The following is a 19,801-nucleotide window of genomic DNA, read 5'->3' as shown; positions in this document are numbered from 1 at the left end:
GTCGTACGCCGTCAGGTGCGAGCCGGGGCGGTCGACCCGGGACGACTGACCAGCACGAAGGCCGCCCACGCCCCGAGCACGGCTGCGGCGATGCCGAGGCCGAGCTGCGGCATGAGGGGCATGGCGATCCCGACGAAGCCGCCGATCACCCACGCCAGCTGGAGGGTGGTGTCGGAGCGCGCGAAGGCGCTCGCCTGGATGCGTCCGGGGACGTCGCGCTGGATCGTGGAGTCGAGCGACAGCTTGGCCAGCGACTGCGCCAGTCCGGCGGTGAGACCCAGCAGCACGAGCGTGACCAGCCCGTAGAACATGGCGGCGAGCGCGGCGACCGCGACGTCGGCGACGAGTGCCAGCACCACCGTGACCGCGGGGTTGAGTCGCTTGAGCACCGACCCGATCGTGATGCCGAGGGTGTTGCCGAGCCCGGCCGCCCCGATGACCAGGCCCAGCAGGACCTCGGGTCTCCACTCGCCGATCGGGTTGTCACGCAGCAGGAACGCCATGAACATGGTCAGGAACCCCGAGAGCCACCGGGGCCCGCAGTTGGCGCGGAGCGCGAAGGCGACCGCGGCCGGGATCCGGGTGCGCGGGCGACGCCCCCTCGGGCGGGTGGTCGAGGTGTCGCTCTCCCCGGTGAGCACGAGCTCGCCCTCGCCCTGGCTGGCGTCGACCTTGTCCGGCAGCCGGATCGCCCAGATCGTCGCGAGCACGAACACCACGAAGCCGTAGCGCAGCGACCACTCGGGACCGAACGTCGAGGCCAGGATCGCCAGCGGCGCCGAGATGCCGGCACCCACCACGCCGGCCAGAGAGACCCGGGCGTTGGCCTTGACGAGGGTGAGGTCCGGCGGCAGCAGGCGGGGGACCGCGGCGGCCCGCGTGACGCCGTACGCCTTCGAGGCCACCAGGCACCCGAGCGCGGCGGGGAACAACCACCCCGACTCCGTCACGACGGCAGTCGCGAGGACCCAGCACAGGAAGCACCGGATCGCCATGGTGGCGCCGACGGCCCACCGGCGACCGTGGCTGAACCGGTCGAGGAACGGTCCGATCAGCGGCGCGACGATCGCGAACGGGAGCATGGTCAGGCCGAGGAAGAGCGCGACCTGCCCGCGCGCCTCCCCCGTGGGGACCTGGAAGAACAGCGTGCCGGCCAGCGAGATCGCCACCGCGGCGTCTCCTGCAGCGTTGAAGGCGTGCAGCTCGATCAGCCGCGACAGCCCGGAGTCACCGGCGCCCTCGGCCCGCGCCGCGCGGCGCGCCTGGGACACGGCGTAGTGGCCGGCGGTGCCCGCGCCGCGGCCCGCCACCCGCGCACCCCGGCCGGCGGCCCTGACGCCACGCGCGGCGCCCGACAGCGAGCGGCGGGCGGTCCCGGACCGGGGCCGGGACGACGGCTGCGACCGGGGCCCCGGGGACGGGTCGGGGCGCTCTGAGGTCACGGGCACCATCTTGGCCTACGGACCCGACACCGCGGGCGCAGACGCCCCGGTGCGCGTCCCCGGGGGGACAGGACCGCCGTGCGTTTGCCACAATGCGCAGGTGATCGCTCTCCCCACCCGTGCCGGCAAGCCCGACGCCACCCTCGCCAAGGCCGTCGACCTGGCCCGAGAGGTGGTCCTCGAGGTCGCCGAACCCGGCGAGGTGGGCGACCACCTCGCCGCGCACGCCGAGGGCGAGCGCATCGTCACCCACCAGTTCGCGTGCGTCCGCCCCGGCTACCCCGGGTGGTACTGGTCGGTCACGCTGACCCGGGCCAAGCGCGGCAAGGACCTCACCGTCAACGAGGTCGTGCTGCTCCCCGGCGACGACGCGATCGTCGCGCCGGCCTGGGTCCCCTACAAGGAGCGGCTGCAGCCCGGCGACCTCTCGCCCGGCGATCTCCTGCCCGTCGAGGACGAGGACGTCCGCCTCGTCCCGACCTACCTCGTCGGCGACGACCCGCTCGACCCGCCCATGGACGCCGACGCCAAGGCGCAGGTGCGCCGCGTCGCCGAGGACCTCGGCCTGGGCCGGGTCCGCACCCTGAGCCGCGAGGGCATCGACATGGCCGCCGAGCGCTGGTACGCCGGCTCCGGCGGGCCCGAGTCGCCGCTGGCCAAGAGCGCCCCGGACAGCTGCTGGTCCTGCGGGTTCCTCGTGCGGATCAGCGGCTCGCTCTCGGAGACCTTCGGCGTCTGCGCCAACGGCAACGCCAACGACGACGGCCGGGTCGTCAGCCTCGACCACGGCTGCGGCGCCCACTCCGAGGTCAAGCTGGCCCGCAAGCAGCAGCCGCTGCCGATGCCCGAGCACGTCTTCGACACCCTCACCGACGACGAGTACGAGCTGATCTGAGCCGCCCGGTCACGACCGACGAAGGAGGTCGGGACGTGGGGGCGGCCAGATCGAGCAAGCGACGTGATTGAGGAACGAAGTCCCGTGAGCGCGTCGAAGTCTCCCCGGGCAGCGCTGTCCGGCTAGAGCGCGTGGCCGAACGACGTCTGCGCGCCCGGCGCCTCGTCGCGCGACAGCACCCACACGGCGTAGTCCGGCGACGACGGGTGCAGCTCGTAGGAGCCGAAGAGGTGGTCGACGCGCAGCCCGGCGGCCGTGGCGTCGGCCGCGAACTCGTCGGGGCTGTAGTCGCGGGCGGTGGCCGGCCCGTCGACGGTGTGGAAGCCCACCAGCACCCGGCCCCCCGGTGCGAGCGTCTGGCGCACCCGGCGCAGGACGTCCTGCTCGGTGCCCTCGGCGACGAAGACCATGACGTTGCCCACGAGCACGGCCAGGTCCACGCTCGCGCGCAGTCCTGACAGGTCGGCCTCGAGGATGTCGGAGCGGAGCACCTCGAGGTCGGGGTAGGTGCGGCGGGACTGCTCGACGAGGGCGGGGTCGGGCTCGACCGCGACCACCCGGTGCCCCCGCGCCTGCAGGGCGGCGGCCACCCGGCCCATGCCGGAGCCGACGTCGAGGATGCGCGCGCCGCGCGGGGCGAGCACGTCGGCCAGCCGGGCCTCGCCGTCCACGTCGGACCCCTCGGCCACCAGCTGGGCGAACTTCGCGCCGTAGCCCCGGTTGCCCTCGCCCGCGAGCTCCCAGCGGGTCGGGTGGTGGTTCATGAGGCCGCACCCTGCTGCGCTGCGCGCTCCTTGCGGCGCCGGCGGCAGTACTCCAGCCCGCAGAGGCCGAGGCCGAAGCCGGCCAGGCAGGTCCACAACCACCACGTGCGGCCGTTCTCCTGGAGCGTGCCCCAGAAGGGGAGGAGGGCCAGGAAGCCCAGCAGCCAGAGCGCGGTGCCGACCTCGGTGGTGCGTACGCCGTCGACGTCGAGCGGCTCGACCTGCGCCACGATGTAGGTGCGGCTGCCGATCTCGTGCTGCGTCGGCTGCTCGTCACCCAGGTCCACGCCGTCACGCTACACACGCGGGCGACCGCACGAAACACGGACGTAGCACGGTTCTGCCAGACTGCCGTCCCGTGAACGACGAGACCACGACCTCACCGCAGTCCACGAAGGCCTCCGGCCTCGACGGGTTCTTCGACATCAGCCGACGGGGATCGACGGTGGGCCGCGAGGTCCGCGGCGGCGTCGTCACCTTCTTGACGATGGCCTACATCATCGTGCTGAACCCGCTCATCCTCGGCTTCGTGCCCGACTCGACCGGCGCCTTCCTCGGCGGCGGCGCGGGGGACGGGTCGAACCTGCCCGTGATCGCGGCCGGCACGGCGCTGGTCGCAGGGGTGCTGACGATCCTGATGGGCACGGTCGCCAACTTCCCGCTCGCGCTCGCCACGGGCCTGGGCCTCAACGCGTTCGTCGCGAACGCCATCGCGACCCGGTCCACGTGGGAGGACGCGATGGGCCTCATCGTCCTCGAGGGCATCATCATCCTCGTGCTCGTGCTGACGGGCTTCCGCAAGGCCGTCTTCCACGCGGTGCCCCAGCAGCTGAAGATCGCGATCTCGGTGGGCATCGGCCTCTTCATCGCCCTCATCGGCTTCGTCGACGCGGGCTTCGTGACCCGCATCCCCGACGCCGCGCTGACGACCGTTCCGGTCCAGCTCGGCAACGGCGGCACGCTCAGCGGGTGGCCGGTGCTGGTCTTCGCCGTCGGCGTCGTGCTCATCATCGCCCTGTGGGTGCGCCAGGTGCGCGGCGCGATCCTGATCTCGATCGTCGCCACGGCGGTGCTCGCGTTCGTGCTGCAGGCCGTCCTCGACCTCGGCTCGGTCGCGGAGGAGGGCCCGGGCAACTGGTCGCTCAACGTCCCCGAGCTCAACGGCGTCGTCGACGTGCCCGACTTCGGCACCCTGGGCCAGTTCGACCTCTTCGGCGCGTTCTCCTCGGTCGGCGTGCTCGCCGCGCTCCTGCTCGCCTTCACCCTCCTGCTGGCCGACTTCTTCGACACCATGGGCACGATGACCGCGATCGGCGCGGAGGCCGGCCTGAACGACGAGGAGGGCATCCCGCCCAACGCCCAGCGGATCCTGATCGTGGACTCGGTCGCCGCGATGGCCGGCGGCGCGGCCGGCGTCTCGTCCAACACCTCCTACATCGAGTCCGCCTCCGGCGTGGGGGAGGGTGCGCGCACCGGGCTCGCCTCGGTGGTGACCGGGCTGCTGTTCCTGCTGGCCACCTTCTTCGCCCCGATCGTGGAGGCGATCCCGTCCGAGGCGGCCGTCCCGGCGCTCGTACTGGTCGGCTTCCTGATGATGCAGCAGGTCAAGGGCATCGCCTGGGACGACCTCGAGATCGCCATTCCGGCCTTCCTGACGATCGTGCTGATGCCCTTCACCTACTCGATCTCGGTCGGCATCGGCGCCGGCTTCCTGGCGTACGTCCTGATCAAGCTCGTCGTCGGCAAGGTCCGGGAGGTCCACCCCTTGATGTGGGTCGTCGCCGCGCTCTTCGTCGTCTACTTCGCGATCGAGCCGATCACCTCCTGGCTGACCGCCTGAGCGGGCGCTCGACCACTTGTGGGATCCCCGGCCAGCCGGTGATCCCACAGGTTGTCGGCCTCTGCAACGCCTGACAACGTGAGGGATCACCGGTCAGCCGGGGATCTCTCACGGGCGTAGAGGTCCTGCGGCAGGAATTGTTAGCAGAGGTAATGAGTTATGCTAACGACATGCCGACCGCCGACCTCCGCACCCACGCCGGGCTCGCCTCCGAGCTCCGGGCGGGTGTCATGCGCCTGCGTCGCCGCCTCGCCACCGAGCGCCACCCGGACAACGACCTGAGCATCGGGCAGATGGTCGTGCTGGGGCTGCTGGTGCGGTTCGGCGACCAGACCGTGGGCGAGCTGGCCCGCGCCGAGCGCGTGCAGCCGCCGTCGATGACCCGCACGGTCAACTGCCTGGAGTCCGATGGCTACGTCGTACGCCGTGCGCACGAGACCGACGGGCGCCAGGTCGTGGTCGCCGTCACCGACGCGGGCCGCGCGGCCGTGCTGGCCGACCGCCAGCGCCGCGACGCCTGGCTGGCCCAGCAGCTCGCGGGGCTCACCCCCGCCGAGCGGGCCACCCTGCGCGACGCCGCGCCGATCCTCGCCCGACTTGCCCTGACCGACTGACGACCGAGGAGTCATCACGAGTCCCACGTTCCGCTCCCTCGCCAACCCCAACTACCGCCGCTACGCCGCCGGCGGTGTCGTGTCCAACACCGGCACCTGGATGCAGCGCGTCGCCCAGGACTGGCTGGTCCTCCAGCTCGCCGTGGGCTCCGGCGCCACGGCGCTCGGCATCACGACCGGCCTGCAGTTCCTGCCGTTCCTCCTGCTGACGCCGGTGGCCGGCCTCATCGCCGACCGGATGCCCAAGCAGCGGCTGCTCCAGCTCACCAACCTCGGCATGGCGCTGCCCGCCGCCGCGCTCGGCCTGCTCGCCGTCACCGGCTCCGCCGAGGTCTGGCACGTCTACGTCCTGGCCTTCCTGCTCGGCTGCGCTTCGGCCTTCGACGCCCCCGCGCGCCAGTCCTTCGTCTCCGAGCTCGTCGACCCGGTCGACCTCACCAACGCGGTGGGCCTCAACTCCGCCAGCTTCAACGCTGCCCGCCTCGTCGGCCCCGGCCTGGCCGGCGTGCTGATCGCCGCCTTCGGCGGGGGAGCGGTGGCGACCGGGTGGGTCATCCTGCTCAACGCGGTGTCGTACGCCGCCCCGATCTGGTCGCTGCGCCACCTCGACCTGGCCCGGATCGACGCCGCGGCGCCCGCCGACCGGGGTCCCGGCGCCATCCGGGAGGGCGTGGCCTACGTCCGTGCCCGTCCCGACCTGATGCTGGTCCTGAGCATGGTCTTCTTCGCGGGCACCTTCGGGCTCAACTTCCAGATCACCTCGGCGCTGATGGCCACCGAGGTCTTCGGCAAGGGGCCGCAGGAGTTCGGGCTGCTCGGCACCTTCCTCGCAGTCGGCTCGCTCACGGGCTCCCTGCTCGCTGCGCGCCGCGCCGAGGTGCGCCACCGCCTCGTCGTCGGCTCGGCGATCGCCTTCGGGGCGACGGTGATGCTGGCCGGGCTGATGCCGTCCTACCTCACCTTCGCGCTCCTCGCGCCCGTCACGGGGCTCACCGCGCTGACCTTCATCACGAGCGCCAACACCTACATGCAGCTCAACACCGACGCGGGCGTCCGCGGCCGGGTGATGGCGCTCTACCTGATGATCTTCATGGGCGGCACTCCCGTCGGTGCCCCGATCATCGGGTGGATCGGACACGAGTACGGCGCCCGGTGGACGCTGCTCGGCGGCGGCCTCATGACGATCCTCGGCGTGGGGGTGTCTGCCATCATGTACCTGCGGCTCGAGAAGGCGCGCCGCGAGCGTGGCGCCGAGGCGGGCGCACCGCTCGCGGAACCGGCTCCTGCGGCGTTTTGACCGTGGCAGTCACGCCCGAGTAGCCTCAATCCTCGTGTCTGGCACGTCCAGACCCCTGCGCATGCTCCCAGAGCCGCGGCCCCTCGAGGTGCCGCGCCCGGCTCGGCGCAGCAGCTCCACAGCACAAGGCACGTCGCAGCAACGCACGACATCCGAGTCCGGCACCTCGCCGGGCCGTGACGAGAAGACAGAGAGAGGGAACCACCCGGTGCCCACCATTAACCAGCTGGTCCGCAAGGGCCGCCAGGACAAGGTGTCGAAGTCCAAGACGCCTGCCCTGAAGGGATCCCCGCAGCGCCGTGGCGTCTGCACCCGCGTCTACACGACCACCCCGAAGAAGCCGAACTCCGCCCTCCGCAAGGTCGCCCGCGTGCGCCTGAGCAGTGGCGTCGAGGTCACCGCCTACATCCCGGGTGTCGGTCACAACCTGCAGGAGCACTCGATCGTGCTCGTGCGCGGCGGCCGTGTGAAGGACCTTCCCGGAGTCCGCTACAAGATCATCCGCGGCACGCTCGACACCCAGGGTGTCAAGAACCGCAAGCAGGCCCGCAGCCGCTACGGCGCGAAGAAGGAGAAGTAATGCCTCGCAAGGGTCCCGCTCCGAAGCGCCCCCTCGTCTCCGACCCGGTCTACGGCTCGCAGCTGGTCACCCAGCTCGTCAGCAAGGTCCTCCAGGACGGCAAGAAGGCTGTTGCCCAGCGCATCGTCTACACCGCCCTCGAGGGCTGCCGCGAGAAGACCGGCACCGACCCGGTCGTCACGCTCAAGCGCGCGCTCGACAACGTCAAGCCGGCCATCGAGGTCAAGTCCCGCCGCGTCGGCGGTGCGACCTACCAGGTCCCCGTCGAGGTCAAGGCCAACCGCTCCACCACGCTGGCCCTGCGCTGGCTCGTGGGCTACGCCGCCGACCGTCGTGAGAAGACGATGGCCGAGCGCCTGATGAACGAGATCCTCGACGCCAGCAACGGCCTCGGTGCCGCTGTGAAGAAGCGCGAGGACACCCACAAGATGGCCGAGTCCAACAAGGCCTTCGCCCACTACCGCTGGTGAGGTCGGGAGGCTGCGGTCCCCGCACGGCGCGGTCCGCGGCCTCCCACTCCCACAACCCCACTACTTCGAGGGACTGAGACACAACAGTGGCTGTCGACATCACCACCGACCTCAACAAGGTCCGCAACATCGGCATCATGGCGCACATCGACGCCGGCAAGACCACCACCACCGAGCGCATCCTCTTCTACACCGGCATCACCTACAAGATCGGTGAGGTCCACGAGGGTGGCGCCACGATGGACTGGATGGAGCAGGAGCAGGAGCGCGGCATCACCATCACGTCCGCCGCGACGACCTGCTGGTGGAAGGACCACCAGATCAACATCATCGACACGCCCGGCCACGTGGACTTCACCGCCGAGGTCGAGCGCTCGCTGCGCGTCCTCGACGGCGCCGTGGCGGTGTTCGACGGCGTTGCCGGTGTCGAGCCGCAGACCATGACCGTGTGGCGCCAGGCCAACAAGTACTCGGTCCCCCGCATGTGCTTCGTCAACAAGCTCGACCGCACCGGAGCGGACTTCTTCCGCTGCGTCGACATGATGGTCGAGCGCCTCAACTCCACCCCGCTCGTGCTCCAGCTGCCCATCGGCGCGGAGTCCGACTTCCTCGGTGTCGTCGACCTGGTCGGCATGCGTGCCCTGACCTGGCGCGGCGAGACCACGATGGGTGAGGACTACGAGGTCGAGGAGATCCCCGCCGACCTCGCCGAGCAGGCTGCCGAGTACCGCGAGAAGTTCATCGAGACGCTCGCCGAGGCCGATGACGAGATCATGGAGAAGTACCTCGAGGAGGGCGACGAGAACTTCACCGTCGCCGAGCTCGAGGCCGCGATCCGTCGCGCCACGCTCGCCGACAAGCTGAACCCGGTCCTCTGTGGCACCGCGTTCAAGAACAAGGGCGTCCAGCCCCTGCTCGACGCGGTCGTCAAGTTCCTGCCCTCGCCGCTCGACATCGACGGGATCCAGGGCCACTCGGTCAAGGACGAGGACGAGGTCATCGTCCGCCAGCCGTCCGACGACGAGCCGTTCTCCGGCCTCGCCTACAAGATCGCCTCCGACCCGCACCTGGGCAAGCTGATCTACGTCCGCGTCTACTCCGGCAAGCTCGAGGCCGGCTCGACCGTGGTCAACTCGGTCAACGGCCGCAAGGAGCGGATCGGCAAGGTCTATCAGATGCACGCCAACAAGCGTGAGGAGATCGCGTCGGTCGGCGCCGGCCAGATCGTGGCCGTGATGGGCCTGAAGGACACCAAGACCGGTCACACGCTGTGCGACCCGCAGAACCAGGTCGTCCTCGAGTCCATGACGTTCCCGGCCCCGGTCATCGAGGTCGCGATCGAGCCCAAGACCAAGGGCGACCAGGAGAAGCTCGGCACCGCGATCCAGCGCCTCTCCGACGAGGACCCGACCTTCACGGTCAAGGCCGACGAAGAGACCGGCCAGACGATCATCGCCGGCATGGGCGAGCTCCACCTGGAGATCCTCGTCGACCGCATGAAGCGTGAGTTCCGCGTGGAGGCGACCGTCGGCAAGCCGCAGGTGGCCTACCGCGAGACCGTCCGCAACACGGTCGAGAAGCACTCCTACACCCACAAGAAGCAGACCGGTGGCTCGGGTCAGTTCGCCAAGGTCGTCATCAACCTCGGTCCGAACATCGACCCCGAGACCGGCCAGGGCGCGGGCTACGAGTTCGTCAACAACGTCTCCGGCGGCCGCGTGCCCAAGGAGTACATCCCCTCGGTCGACCAGGGCGGCCAGGAGGCCATGGAGTTCGGCGTCCTCGCCGGCTACCCCATGGTCGACGTGAAGTTCTCCCTCGAGGACGGCGCCTACCACGACGTCGACTCGTCCGAGCTCGCGTTCAAGATCGCCGGGAACCAGGCCTTCAAGGAGGCCGCACGCAGGGCCAAGCCGGTGCTGCTCGAGCCGATGTTCGCCGTCGAGGTGACCACCCCCGAGAGCTTCCTCGGCACGGTCATCGGCGACATCAACTCGCGCCGCGGCCAGATCCAGGCGCAGGAGGAGCGTCACGGCGACATGGTCGTGAACGCCCTTGTGCCGTTGTCGGAGATGTTCGGGTACGTTGGCGACCTGAGGTCCAAGACCTCCGGTCAGGCGTCGTACTCGATGGAGTTCGACTCGTACGCCGAGGTTCCCTCGAACATCGCCGAAGAGATCGTCAAGAAGGTTCGCGGCGAGTAGCTCGACCCGGACCCCTCGGTCCAGCACCACCCGTCCCACACCCATGAGTTCAAGTACCAAACCAACCAGGAGGAGCCCCAGTGGCTAAGGCGAAGTTCGAGCGGACCAAGCCGCACGTCAACATCGGCACGATCGGTCACATCGACCACGGCAAGACGACGCTGACCGCGGCGATCACCAAGGTGTTGCACGACAAGTACCCGAACCTGAACGAGGCCTCGGCCTTCGACCAGATCGACAAGGCTCCCGAGGAGCGCCAGCGCGGCATCACGATCTCGATCGCGCACGTCGAGTACCAGACCGAGGCGCGCCACTACGCGCACGTCGACTGCCCGGGTCACGCGGACTACATCAAGAACATGATCACCGGTGCCGCTCAGATGGACGGCGCGATCCTCGTGGTCGCCGCCACCGACGGCCCGATGCCGCAGACGCGTGAGCACGTGCTGCTCGCCCGCCAGGTCGGCGTGCCGGCCCTGGTCGTGGCGCTCAACAAGTGCGACATGGTCGACGACGAGGAGCTCATCGAGCTCGTCGAGATGGAGGTGCGCGAGCTCCTCTCCGAGTACGAGTTCCCGGGCGACGACATCCCCGTGGTCCGCGTTGCTGCCTTCCCGGCCCTGCAGGGCGACGAGAAGTGGGGCGACTCGATCGTCGAGCTCATGAACGCGGTCGACGAGTCGATCCCGACCCCCGAGCGCGAGACCGACAAGCCGTTCCTCATGCCCGTCGAGGACGTCTTCACGATCACCGGTCGCGGCACGGTCATCACCGGTCGCATCGAGCGCGGCATCGTCAAGGTCAACGAGGAGGTCGAGATCATCGGCATCCGCGAGACCGCCCAGAAGTCGACCGTCACCGGTGTCGAGATGTTCCGCAAGCTGCTCGACGAGGGCCAGGCGGGCGAGAACGTCGGCCTGCTCCTCCGTGGCACCAAGCGCGAGGACATCGAGCGCGGCATGGTCGTCATCAAGCCGGGCACCACGACGCCTCACACGAACTTCGAGGCCTCGGTCTACATCCTGTCGAAGGACGAGGGTGGCCGTCACACGCCGTTCTTCAACAACTACCGCCCGCAGTTCTACTTCCGCACGACGGACGTGACCGGCGTCGTGACCCTCCCCGAGGGCACCGAGATGGTCATGCCGGGTGACAACACCGAGATGTCGGTCGAGCTCATCCAGCCCATCGCGATGGACGAGGGCCTGCGGTTCGCGATCCGTGAGGGTGGCCGCACCGTCGGCGCCGGCCGGGTCGTCAAGATCACCAAGTGATCTGAGCGCCTGAGGGCGCACCAGCTCCACCTCGAGACCCCCGTCTCCCGCAAGGGAGGCGGGGTCTCGTGCGTCCAGGCTCCGCCGGGCTCAGGCGGCGTACGGCGGCGGGAGGAGGCCGTGGTGCTGGAGCAGCATCTCGACGCGCTGCCGCTCGCGGTCGAGCTCGCGCCCCGGGGGGAGCACCTCCATGAGGTGGGCCAGGCCCGCCATGTCCGCGGCCTCGGCCAGGACGCCGTCGTAGGCCTGACGACATCCCTCGTACTTCGCGAAGCGCATGTCGTCGCGGTGGAAGGACGCGTTGAGCCGCCGCAGGTCCGCACCCACCTCCTCGATGGGTCGCCGCGTGGGGCGCTCCTCGGCGGCAGGCGTACGCCGGCGCCGCAGCCGACGTGCCAGACGCGCCAGGGCGCGATAGGTGCGCCACTCATCGAGCTCCCCGACGAGGACCGCGAGGGCGACCCGCAGGACCACGGCGACGAGCAGCAGGACTGCGATCGTCGCGAGCAGACCCGTCATCCGTCCACGGTACGCCCGGCCGGGCGCCTCGTCACCGGGCCAGCGTCACCGCCGCCACGGCACGATGGCCCCATGGGATTCACGAGGGCCGAGCTCGAGTCGTACCGGGACGCCGTGGTGCCCGACCTGCTCCCGGAGGTGGGAGAGCCGCTGCGGCTCCTCTTCGTGGGGATCAACCCCGGGCTGTGGACCGCCGCGACCCAGACGCACTTCGCCCGCCCCGGCAACCGGTTCTACCCCGCCCTCCTGCGGGCCGGGATCCTGGAGCACCCCGTCGACCCCTCCGCCGGGATGACGGACGAGGACCGCGACGCCTTCCGGCGGCGCGGGATCGGCATCACCAACGTGGTGGCCCGCGCCACGGCCCGGGCCGACGAGCTCACCGCGGTGGAGCTGCGCGAGGGCGGGGTGCGGCTGCGCGCCCTGGTCGCCGAGCGGCGCCCCGACGTGGTGGCGGTCGCGGGCATCACGGCCTACCGGGCGGCGTTCGACGAGCGCAGTGCCCGGGCGGGTGAGCAGCCCGGACGCTGGGACGGATCGCGCGTCTTCGTGGTGCCGAACCCGTCCGGGCTCAACGCGCACGAGACGGTGGAGTCCTTGGCCGAGGCGTACGCCGATGCGGCCAAGGCCGCCGGGCTGGTCGCGGCCCCCGGGCCTCAGCCCATGTCCACGCCCTCGAAGTCCTCGGGGGAGTAGTCGCGCTTCTCGACGAGCACCATCCAGTTGCCCGAGTTGTCACGCATCAGCGCCTCGACGCCGTACGGCCGCTCCTCCGGCTCCTGGAGGAACTCCACGCCCTTGGCCCGCAGCTCCTCGTAGGTCGCGTGGCAGTCGTCGACGTTCAACCCCACCCCGGGGAGACCGCCCTCGTCCTGCGCGCGCGCCATCGCCTCGATCAGGTAGTCCGGGAGCGGACCGCTCGGGGTCGTGAGGTGGAGGTGGATCTCCGGCTGCCTCGGGTGGAACACCGTGCACCAGCGGAAGTCGGGCCCGAGCTGGAGGTCGTCGCCGACCTCGAAGCCGAGGACGTCGGTGTAGAAGGCGAGGGACTCGTCGATGTCCAACACCTGCGACGGACAGGAGGGAGATGTTGGTGATCATGCGACGAACCTACGGACCGTCCGCCCCCTCGCGCTTCTCCTGCGTTGCGGTGCGCTCGACGAGCCCGGCCATGAAGACGTAGCAGCCGGGGATGCGCGGGTTGCCGGCCGCGGCGTAGCGCCTCTGGAAGTCGCTCGGGCTCTCGCCGACGATCTCGCGGAACCGTGAGCTGAAGGACCCGAGGCTGCTGTAGCCCACCGCGTGGCAGACCTCGGTGACCGTCAGGTTCGCTGCCCGCAGCAGGTCCTGCGCACGCTCGACCCGGCGCTGGGCGAGGTACGCCGCCGGCGTCACGCCGTACGTCGTCGCGAAGGACCGGATGAAGTGGTAGCGACTCATCCCCGCGAGGGCGGCGACGTGGTCGAGGTCGAAGGGCTCGGCGAAGTGCCGGTCGAGGTGGTCGCGCGCGCGACGCAGGTGGACCAGCACGTCGCCCGGGACGCGACGCGGGTGGCTCATCCGAGCAGCGCCTCCACCGCGCCCCGGAAGGCCGAGGTGTGGGCGTCGACGTCGGTCTGGTCGTGGAACGGCGAGAAGAGCGACATGTTGTGGAACGGGGCGAGCAGCACCCCGCGGTTGACCGTCCAGAGGTGGAAGAAGGCGTCGAGCTCCTCGTCGACGGCGGCGGCCGCCTCCGCTCCCGCGCGCGGTGGCGGGCAGAACCAGTACTCCGCACGGCAGCCGAGGCGCTGGACGTGCCACGGCAGGCCGTGCTCGTCGATCACCCCGCGGATGCCGTCGGTGAAGCTCTCGGCGAGCGGGATCGCGACGTCGAAGTCCTCCTGGCGCAGGGCGGTCGACAAGGTCGCGCGCACCGCTGCCATCGCGAGCGCGGAGCCCGACAGCGTGCCGCCGACCCCGGCGACGTCGATGTCGTGACCGAGCATCGGGCCCTCGAGGCGCTCGGCGACCTCCGCCGTCATGCCGTACGCCGCGACGGGGATCCCGCCGCCGATGGGCTTGCCGATGACGACGAAGTCAGGCTCGAGGTCCCACGCCGCGGTGGCCCCGCCCGGGCCCGCACAGATCGTGTGGGTCTCGTCGTTGACGAGCAGCACGCCGTGGCGCCGGGTGATCTCGCGGACCCCGGCGAGGTAGCCCTCATCAGGAAGCACGATGCCGATGTTGGTGAGCGCCGGCTCCATCAGCAGGCAGGCGACGTCACCCGCGGCGAGGCGGGCGTCGAGGGCGTCGAGGTCGTTGAACGGCACCACCGCCGTGGTCTGCGCGACGTCGACCTGCGGCCCGAGCGCGCCCGGGCGGGCCACGACGCGGTCACCGGCCCGGCCGTGCTCGAGCACGCCGAGCGTCTCGTCGACGGTGCCGTGGTAGCACCAGTCCATGACCGCGATGCGCGGGCGCCCGGTGAGGTGGCGGGCGAAGCGCAGCACGAAGCGGTTGGCGTCGGTGGCGGTCATCGCCATCTGCCAGCGCGGCAGGCCGAAGCGGCGGCTGAGCTCCGCAGCGACCCAGGCCGCGTCGGTCGAGGGCAGCATCGTGGTGATCCCGCGCTCCGTGCGCTCGCGCACCGCCTCCGCCACGGCGGGCAGGCAGTGGCCGGTCATCGAGCCGGTGTCGCCCAGGCAGAGGTCGACGTAGTCGATGCCGTCGACGTCGGTGAAGCGACCGCCGCCCGCCGACTCGACGAACAGCGGGAACGAGCCCGGCCACCGCGTCATCCACGGCATCGGGACGCCGGCCAGCAGGTGCTCGCTCGCGGTGCGCGCCAGCAGCGCCGACGTCGGGTGCAGGTCGACGAACCGCTGCTCCTCCTCGGCGTGGAGCGCGGCCAGGCGGGTGCGGTCGATCGTCACGTGGTCCTCACAGCGCGCTGCCGACGTACTTGGTCTCGAGGTACTCCTCGATGCCCTCGAAGCCGCCCTCGCGACCGAAGCCGGAGTGCTTCACCCCGCCGAAGGGGGCGGCGGGGTTGGAGACGATGCCGGTGTTGATGCCGACCATCCCGAACTCCAGCGCCTCGCTGACCCGCAGCACGCGGGCGTGGTCGCGGGTGAAGACATAGGCGACGAGGCCGTACTCCGTGTCGTTGGCCCGCGCAAGCGCGTCGTCCTCGTCGCTGAAGGTCGAGACGGGCGCGACGGGACCGAAGATCTCCTCGCGGAACACCCGCGCCGAGGCAGGTACGTCGACCAGCACCGTGGGCGGGTAGAAGTGGCCGGGCCCCTCGGGGACCTCGCCGCCGACCAGGGCGCGGGCACCGCCGGACACGGCGTCGTCGACCAGCTCGTGCACCCCGGCGCGGGCCTTCTCGGTGATGAGGGGGCCGACGTCGACGCCGTCCTCGGTGCCGTCACCGACCGTCAGCGCGCCCATCCGCTCGGCGAGCCGGGACGAGAACTCGTCGGCGACCGACTCGTGGACCAGGAAACGATTGGCCGAGGTGCAGGCCTCGCCGATGTTGCGCATCTTGGCCAGCATCGCGCCGTCGACCGCGGCGTCGAGGTCGGCGTCGGCGAAGACCAGGAACGGGGCGTTGCCGCCGAGCTCCATCGACACCCGGAGCAGCTGGTCGGACGCCTGGGCGACGAGCACCTTGCCGACCGCGGTCGAGCCCGTGAAGGTCAGCTTGCGCAGCCGCGGGTCGCGGATCAGCGGCTCGCACACCCCGCCGGAGTCGGTCGTGGTGACGACGTTGAGCACTCCCGCAGGCAGGCCGACCTCCTCCAGCAGGCCCGCCAGCGCGAGCATCGTGAGGGGGGTCTCCGCGGCCGGTTTGACGACCATGGTGCACCCGGCGGCGATGGCCGGCCCGATCTTGCGGGTGCCCATCGCCAGCGGGAAGTTCCAGGGCGTGATCATCAGGGTCGGGCCGACGGGCCCCTTCATCGTGATCAGCCGGGTGTTGCCGGCAGGCGCGGGGGAGTAGCGGCCGTGGATGCGCACCGCCTCCTCGGAGAACCACCGGAAGAACTCGGCGCCGTAGGCCACCTCGCCCTTCGCCTCGGCGAGCGTCTTGCCCATCTCGAGGGTCATCAGCCGCGCGAAGTCGTCGGCCCGCTCGGTGAGCAGCTCGAAGGCGCTGCGCAGGATCTCCCCGCGCACGCGCGGCTCGGTGGCGCGCCACTCGCGCTGGGCGGCCGCCGCCGCGGCGAGCGCGCGCTCGCCGTCAGCGGGCGTCGCGTCCGCCACTGAGGTGAGCACGCTGCCGTCGGCGGGGTTGTGCACCTCGAAGGTCGCCGCGCCGGTGGCGTCGACCCACTCCCCGCCGACGAGGAGCTGGCGGGGCACGGTCGTCAGGACGGTCTCGTTGCTGGCCATCACCCCACCCTGCCATCCGCCGCCGCGTCGAAGGCGGCCTCGAAGATGTCGAGGCCCTCGGCGAGCAGGTCGTCGCCGATCGCCAGCGGCGGGAGGAAGCGGAACACGTTGCCGTAGGTGCCGCAGGTCAGCGTGACGAGGCCCTGGGCCGAGCAGGCCCGGTGGATGGCACCGGCGAGCGCTGCGTCGGGCGTACGACCCGGGCCGTCGGACACGAGCTCGACGGCCAGCATCGCGCCGCGGCCACGGATGTCCCCGACACGGTCCGGGTGGCGCTCGGCCAACGCCCGCAGGCGTGGCACGAAGGCCGCCTCGATGGCGCGGGCCCGCGACGGCAGGTCGTCGGCCTGCATGGTCTCGATCGCGGCGAGCGCGGCCGCGCACGCGACCGGGTTGCCGCCGTAGGTGCCGCCGAGGCCGCCGACGTGCACCGAGTCCATCACCTCGGCCCGGCCGGTCACCGCGGCCAGCGGCAGCCCGCCTGCCATGCCCTTGGCGGTGGTCACCAGGTCCGGCACGACGCCCTCGTGGTCGCAGGCGAACCAGTCGCCGGTGCGGGCGAAGCCCGTCTGGATCTCGTCGGCGATGAGCAGGATCCCCTGCTCGCGGCACCACTCGGCCACGCGCGGGAGCCAACCGGGCGGTGGCACGATGAAGCCGCCCTCGCCCTGGATCGGCTCGATGAGCACGGCCGCGCAGCTGTCCTCGCCGACCTGGGTGTGCACGGTCGAGACGAAGGCGTCGAAGGCCTCCTCGGCGCACGCCTCGGGCCCGCCCGGCCACCGGTAGGGGTAGGCCATCGGGGAGCGGTAGATCTCCCCGGCGAACGGGCCGAAGCCGTGCTTGTAGGGCATGGTCTTCGCGGTCAGCGCCATCGTGAGGTTCGTACGCCCGTGGTAGGCGTGGTCGAAGACGACGATGGCGTCGCGACCGGTGTGGTGGCGGGCGACCTTCACGGCGTTCTCGACCGCCTCGGCCCCGGAGTTGAAGAGCGCCGAGCGCTTCTCGTGGGTCCCCGGGGTGAGCTCGGCGAGCTTCTCGCAGACCGCGACGTACTCCTCGTACGGCGTCACCATGAAGCAGGTGTGGGTGAAGTCCGCGACCTGGCGCTGGACCGCCTCCACCACGCGGGGCGCGGCGTTGCCGACGGTGGTCACCGCGATGCCGGAGCCGAAGTCGATGAGCTGGTTGCCGTCGACGTCGCGCAGGATCCCGCCCCCGGCGCGCTCGACGTAGACGGGCAGCGTGGTGCCGACGCCGGCGGACACGGCTGCGACCTTGCGGGCGTGGAGGGCCTGCGAGCGCGGCCCGGGGATCTCGGTGGCGAGGATCCGCTCCTGCGAGAGGCTCATCCGCGCTCGTCCATTCCCCACGGGGAGCCGTAGCCCTCGGGCTTCGGCGCCGACAGCAGGTCGAGGAACGGCTTCGGCGGCAGCGCCTCGGGGCCGAGCACGCCGGTGCCCTTCCACGTGCCGTCCGACAGCAGCTCGAGGGCCACGACCGGGTTGATGGCCGTCTGCCAGACCACGCACTGCGCGCCGTAGTCGCGCATCGAGTCGGCGTTGTCGACCACGTGGTAGAGGTACGTCGACCGCGGCGCGCCGTCCTTGCCGGTGCCGGTGACGAAGAGCCCCGCACAGGTCTTGCCCTCCATCCGCGGACCGATGGTGGCCGGGTCGGGCAGGCAGGCCGCCACGACGTCGCGCGGCGAGACCTCCACGCCCTTCACCGTCACCGGCTGGGTCGAGTCGAGGCCCAGGGTGTGGAGCGTGCGCAGGATCGTGATCATCTCCTCGCCGAGGCCGTACTTGAAGGTCACCCGGTCGGCCTCCACCCACCGCGGCATCAGGAGCACCTCCTCGTGCTCGACGTGCACGCACTCGACCGGCCCGATGCCCTCGGGGAAGTCGAAGACCTCCGGCTCGGAGAAGGGCGGCAGCGTGAAGAACCCCTGCTCCAGCTCGCCACCGCCCCTCTCCCGCTCCCACACCACCGGGGGATTGAGGCACTCCTCGATGATCGTCCACATCGAGAAGCCGGGTGCGAACACCTCGTTGCCGTCGTCGTCGCGGATCACCAGGTTCGCGCCGTCGCGGGTGCCGAGCTCGTCGATGTGGTCGAAGAGCTCGTCGGCGGCGTAGCGCGCGAAGATGTCGGAGAGCCCGGGCTCCACGCCGATGCCGAGCAGCGCGAGCCGGCCGGCCGACTCCCACGCACCGGCCTGCGCGAACTGTTCGTCGCCGAGCTTGACCCCGACCTTCTCGTAGGGCGCGTCGGGGTGCGGCGCGGACAGGCTCATCGCCATGTCGAGGTAGTCGGCCCCGGCCGCCAGCGCGCCGGTGAAGATCGGCATCACGAAGCGAGGGTCGACGGCGTTGAAGACGTGCGTGGCCCGCACCTCGCGGGCGAGCGCGGCCACGGCATCGGCGTCGGAGGCGTCGACCTGAGCGGCGGTGAATCGCTCCTCGCCCGTACGCCGCTCGCTGGCCGCGGCGACCGTCCGCTCGGCGCGGGTGAGGTCGTAGTCGGCGACCACCCACGCCTCGAAGAAGTCACGCTCGACCGCGATCCGGGCGGCGGCGTCACCGACACCGCCGGCCCCGACCATCAGCACCCTCATCGGCTCTGGCACGGCTCTGCTCCTATTCCTTGGTCCGCGACGCCCGTGCCGAGCCGACCAGCTGGGCGCCCACCACCAGCAGGACGGCGAGGACGAACATCGAGAAGCCGATGACGTTGGCCTCGGCGGGGATGCCGCGGCGTGATGCGACGTAGACGAACTTGGGGAACGTGTTCTCGTTGCCGGAGACGAAGTTGGTGATGATGAAGTCGTCGAATGACAGCGAGAAGGCGAGCATCGCGGCGCCCGCGATGCCGGGCAGGATCAGCGGGAAGGTGACCTTCCAGAAGGTCTGCACGGGGCTGGCGTAGAGGTCCTGCGCCGCCTCCTCGATCCGCGGGTCGAGGGACTGGATGCGCGCCTTCACCGTCACCACCACGAAGCTCAGGCAGAACATGATGTGGGCGAAGACGATCGTGGTGAAGCCCAGGCTGATCCCGACGTTGGAGAAGCCCTGCACGAAGATCGTCAGCAGCGCGGCACCCATCACGATCTCGGGGGTCGCCATCGGCACGAAGATCAGCACGTTGCTCGCGGCCTTGCCGCGGTAGCGGTAGCGCACCATCGCCAGCGCCATCATGGTGCCGAGCACCGTGGCCACGAGCGTGGAGATCGCGCCGACCTGCAGCGAGGTCACCAGCGAGCTGCAGACCCCGGGCACGCCGCACGGGTCCTGCCAGTGCTCCCAGGTGAAGCCCTGCCACACGATGTTGGTCTTGCCGTGGTCGTTGAAGGAGAACGCGAAGGTGTAGGCGACCGGCAGGAACAGGTAGAGCAGCACCAGGATCGCCGAGAGCATCGCGAAGTGGCTGGCCAGCCACAGCTGGGCCCGCTTGGCCGTGGACGGGCGGTAGGCCGGGGAGGACTGCCCGGTGGTGGACGTCGTCGTCATGGTGGCCACC

20 protein-coding genes are annotated in these 19,801 nt (G+C 70.9%); 9 read left to right on the top strand and 11 right to left on the bottom strand.

The window, feature by feature from the left end; genetic code table 11:
• Positions 1-11 precede the first annotated feature (11 nt).
• Entirely contained in the window at positions 12-1,442 is a 1,431-nt protein-coding gene (locus tag IRX98_RS00400; RefSeq protein ID WP_224273091.1) for an MFS transporter, read from the bottom strand.
• A 100-nt stretch (positions 1,443-1,542) separates the two neighbouring features.
• Between IRX98_RS00400 and IRX98_RS00395 the strand changes: the two genes are divergently transcribed.
• Positions 1,543-2,337, top strand: a complete 795-nt coding sequence (locus IRX98_RS00395; RefSeq protein ID WP_224273089.1) for a DUF3027 domain-containing protein — start codon at positions 1,543-1,545, stop codon at positions 2,335-2,337.
• Positions 2,338-2,459: 122 nt separating this feature from the next.
• On the opposite strand, the gene IRX98_RS00390 is transcribed toward IRX98_RS00395, so the two are convergent.
• Together IRX98_RS00390 and IRX98_RS00385 are read right to left on the bottom strand one after the other, a co-directional pair.
• Positions 2,460-3,101, bottom strand: coding sequence for a class I SAM-dependent methyltransferase (locus tag IRX98_RS00390; RefSeq protein ID WP_224273087.1), 642 nt, complete (start codon positions 3,099-3,101; stop codon positions 2,460-2,462).
• Positions 3,098-3,388: a DUF2530 domain-containing protein gene (locus tag IRX98_RS00385; RefSeq protein ID WP_224273085.1), complete on the bottom strand. Its 291-nt coding sequence runs from the start codon at positions 3,386-3,388 to the stop codon at positions 3,098-3,100. Before IRX98_RS00385 ends, IRX98_RS00390 begins: the two co-directional genes overlap by 4 nt.
• Positions 3,389-3,459: 71 nt before the next feature.
• Between IRX98_RS00385 and IRX98_RS00380 the strand changes: the two genes are divergently transcribed.
• The 7 genes from IRX98_RS00380 (at position 3,460) to tuf (ending at position 11,380) form a co-directional block, all read left to right on the top strand.
• Positions 3,460-4,941, top strand: a complete 1,482-nt coding sequence (locus tag IRX98_RS00380; protein WP_224273083.1) for an NCS2 family permease — start codon at positions 3,460-3,462, stop codon at positions 4,939-4,941.
• A gap of 170 nt (positions 4,942-5,111) precedes the next feature.
• The gene (locus IRX98_RS00375; RefSeq protein ID WP_224273082.1) at positions 5,112-5,555 is read left to right on the top strand and encodes a MarR family winged helix-turn-helix transcriptional regulator; all 444 of its coding nucleotides are present in this window, start codon (positions 5,112-5,114) and stop codon (positions 5,553-5,555) included.
• A gap of 13 nt (positions 5,556-5,568) precedes the next feature.
• Positions 5,569-6,852 carry an MFS transporter gene (locus IRX98_RS00370; protein ID WP_224273634.1) on the top strand — a complete coding sequence of 428 codons (1,284 nt, stop codon included), beginning with the start codon at positions 5,569-5,571 and terminating at the stop codon, positions 6,850-6,852.
• Between the two features lie 208 nt (positions 6,853-7,060).
• On the top strand, positions 7,061-7,432 hold the full coding sequence (gene rpsL / locus IRX98_RS00365; RefSeq protein WP_056599611.1) for a 30S ribosomal protein S12: 372 nt from the start codon (positions 7,061-7,063) through the stop codon (positions 7,430-7,432).
• A complete protein-coding gene (rpsG, locus tag IRX98_RS00360) occupies positions 7,432-7,902 on the top strand; it encodes a 30S ribosomal protein S7 (RefSeq protein ID WP_207084035.1) in 471 nt (156 codons plus the stop codon). Before rpsL ends, rpsG begins: the two co-directional genes overlap by 1 nt.
• Positions 7,903-8,039: 137 nt before the next feature.
• Positions 8,040-10,106 carry an elongation factor G gene (gene fusA / locus IRX98_RS00355; RefSeq protein ID WP_235744565.1) on the top strand — a complete coding sequence of 689 codons (2,067 nt, stop codon included), beginning with the start codon at positions 8,040-8,042 and terminating at the stop codon, positions 10,104-10,106.
• An 80-nt stretch (positions 10,107-10,186) separates the two neighbouring features.
• Positions 10,187-11,380, top strand: coding sequence for an elongation factor Tu (gene tuf / locus IRX98_RS00350; RefSeq protein WP_224273081.1), 1,194 nt, complete (start codon positions 10,187-10,189; stop codon positions 11,378-11,380).
• Between the two features lie 90 nt (positions 11,381-11,470).
• Here the strand turns inward: tuf and IRX98_RS00345 are convergent, their stop codons facing one another.
• Complete coding sequence (locus IRX98_RS00345) at positions 11,471-11,899, bottom strand: hypothetical protein (protein ID WP_224273080.1); 429 nt, start codon at positions 11,897-11,899, stop codon at positions 11,471-11,473.
• Between the two features lie 72 nt (positions 11,900-11,971).
• Between IRX98_RS00345 and IRX98_RS00340 the strand changes: the two genes are divergently transcribed.
• Positions 11,972-12,595 carry a mismatch-specific DNA-glycosylase gene (locus tag IRX98_RS00340; RefSeq protein WP_224273079.1) on the top strand — a complete coding sequence of 208 codons (624 nt, stop codon included), beginning with the start codon at positions 11,972-11,974 and terminating at the stop codon, positions 12,593-12,595.
• On the opposite strand, the gene IRX98_RS00335 is transcribed toward IRX98_RS00340, so the two are convergent.
• The 7 genes from IRX98_RS00335 to IRX98_RS00305 are packed head-to-tail and all read right to left on the bottom strand — an operon-like array spanning position 12,556 to position 19,791.
• The gene (locus IRX98_RS00335) at positions 12,556-12,966 is read right to left on the bottom strand and encodes a VOC family protein (RefSeq protein ID WP_224273078.1); all 411 of its coding nucleotides are present in this window, start codon (positions 12,964-12,966) and stop codon (positions 12,556-12,558) included. The genes IRX98_RS00340 and IRX98_RS00335 overlap by 40 nt on opposite strands.
• 43 nt (positions 12,967-13,009) lie before the next feature.
• Positions 13,010-13,459: a helix-turn-helix domain-containing protein gene (locus IRX98_RS00330; RefSeq protein ID WP_224273077.1), complete on the bottom strand. Its 450-nt coding sequence runs from the start codon at positions 13,457-13,459 to the stop codon at positions 13,010-13,012.
• Positions 13,456-14,814: a transaminase gene (locus tag IRX98_RS00325; RefSeq protein WP_224273076.1), complete on the bottom strand. Its 1,359-nt coding sequence runs from the start codon at positions 14,812-14,814 to the stop codon at positions 13,456-13,458. The genes IRX98_RS00330 and IRX98_RS00325 overlap by 4 nt, the downstream gene beginning before the upstream one ends.
• A gap of 7 nt (positions 14,815-14,821) precedes the next feature.
• On the bottom strand, positions 14,822-16,279 hold the full coding sequence (locus IRX98_RS00320) for an NAD-dependent succinate-semialdehyde dehydrogenase (protein ID WP_224273075.1): 1,458 nt from the start codon (positions 16,277-16,279) through the stop codon (positions 14,822-14,824).
• Positions 16,279-17,631 (bottom strand): 4-aminobutyrate--2-oxoglutarate transaminase, encoded by a 1,353-nt coding sequence (gene gabT, locus IRX98_RS00315; RefSeq protein ID WP_224273073.1) that lies wholly within the window; start codon positions 17,629-17,631, stop codon positions 16,279-16,281. Before gabT ends, IRX98_RS00320 begins: the two co-directional genes overlap by 1 nt.
• Positions 17,628-18,911, bottom strand: a complete 1,284-nt coding sequence (locus IRX98_RS00310) for a saccharopine dehydrogenase family protein (protein ID WP_224273072.1) — start codon at positions 18,909-18,911, stop codon at positions 17,628-17,630. Before IRX98_RS00310 ends, gabT begins: the two co-directional genes overlap by 4 nt.
• Positions 18,912-18,921: 10 nt before the next feature.
• Positions 18,922-19,791 (bottom strand): ABC transporter permease, encoded by an 870-nt coding sequence (locus IRX98_RS00305; RefSeq protein WP_224273071.1) that lies wholly within the window; start codon positions 19,789-19,791, stop codon positions 18,922-18,924.
• Between the last annotated feature and the right edge of the window lie 10 nt (positions 19,792-19,801).

It is taken from the genome of Nocardioides lacusdianchii (genome assembly GCF_020102855.1).
Lineage (GTDB): Bacteria > Actinomycetota > Actinomycetes > Propionibacteriales > Nocardioidaceae > Nocardioides > Nocardioides lacusdianchii.
The sequence above is the reverse complement of the archived record's forward strand: the minus strand, read 5'-3'. Positions and strand labels throughout refer to the sequence as shown.

Excerpts from the sequence above, each read along its gene's own strand:
- fusA (WP_235744565.1), top strand. The coding sequence starts at position 8,040 with ATGGCGCACATCGACGCCGGCAAGACCACCACCACCGAGCGCATCCTC.
- IRX98_RS00340 (WP_224273079.1), top strand. The coding sequence starts at position 11,972 with ATGGGATTCACGAGGGCCGAGCTCGAGTCGTACCGGGACGCCGTGGTG.
- gabT (WP_224273073.1), bottom strand. The coding sequence starts at position 17,631 with ATGAGCCTCTCGCAGGAGCGGATCCTCGCCACCGAGATCCCCGGGCCG.
- IRX98_RS00345 (WP_224273080.1), bottom strand. The coding sequence starts at position 11,899 with ATGACGGGTCTGCTCGCGACGATCGCAGTCCTGCTGCTCGTCGCCGTG.
- IRX98_RS00390 (WP_224273087.1), bottom strand. The coding sequence starts at position 3,101 with ATGAACCACCACCCGACCCGCTGGGAGCTCGCGGGCGAGGGCAACCGG.
- IRX98_RS00375 (WP_224273082.1), top strand. The coding sequence starts at position 5,112 with ATGCCGACCGCCGACCTCCGCACCCACGCCGGGCTCGCCTCCGAGCTC.
- IRX98_RS00305 (WP_224273071.1), bottom strand. The coding sequence starts at position 19,791 with ATGACGACGACGTCCACCACCGGGCAGTCCTCCCCGGCCTACCGCCCG.
- IRX98_RS00320 (WP_224273075.1), bottom strand. The coding sequence starts at position 16,279 with ATGGCCAGCAACGAGACCGTCCTGACGACCGTGCCCCGCCAGCTCCTC.
- rpsG (WP_207084035.1), top strand. The coding sequence starts at position 7,432 with ATGCCTCGCAAGGGTCCCGCTCCGAAGCGCCCCCTCGTCTCCGACCCG.
- IRX98_RS00330 (WP_224273077.1), bottom strand. The coding sequence starts at position 13,459 with ATGAGCCACCCGCGTCGCGTCCCGGGCGACGTGCTGGTCCACCTGCGT.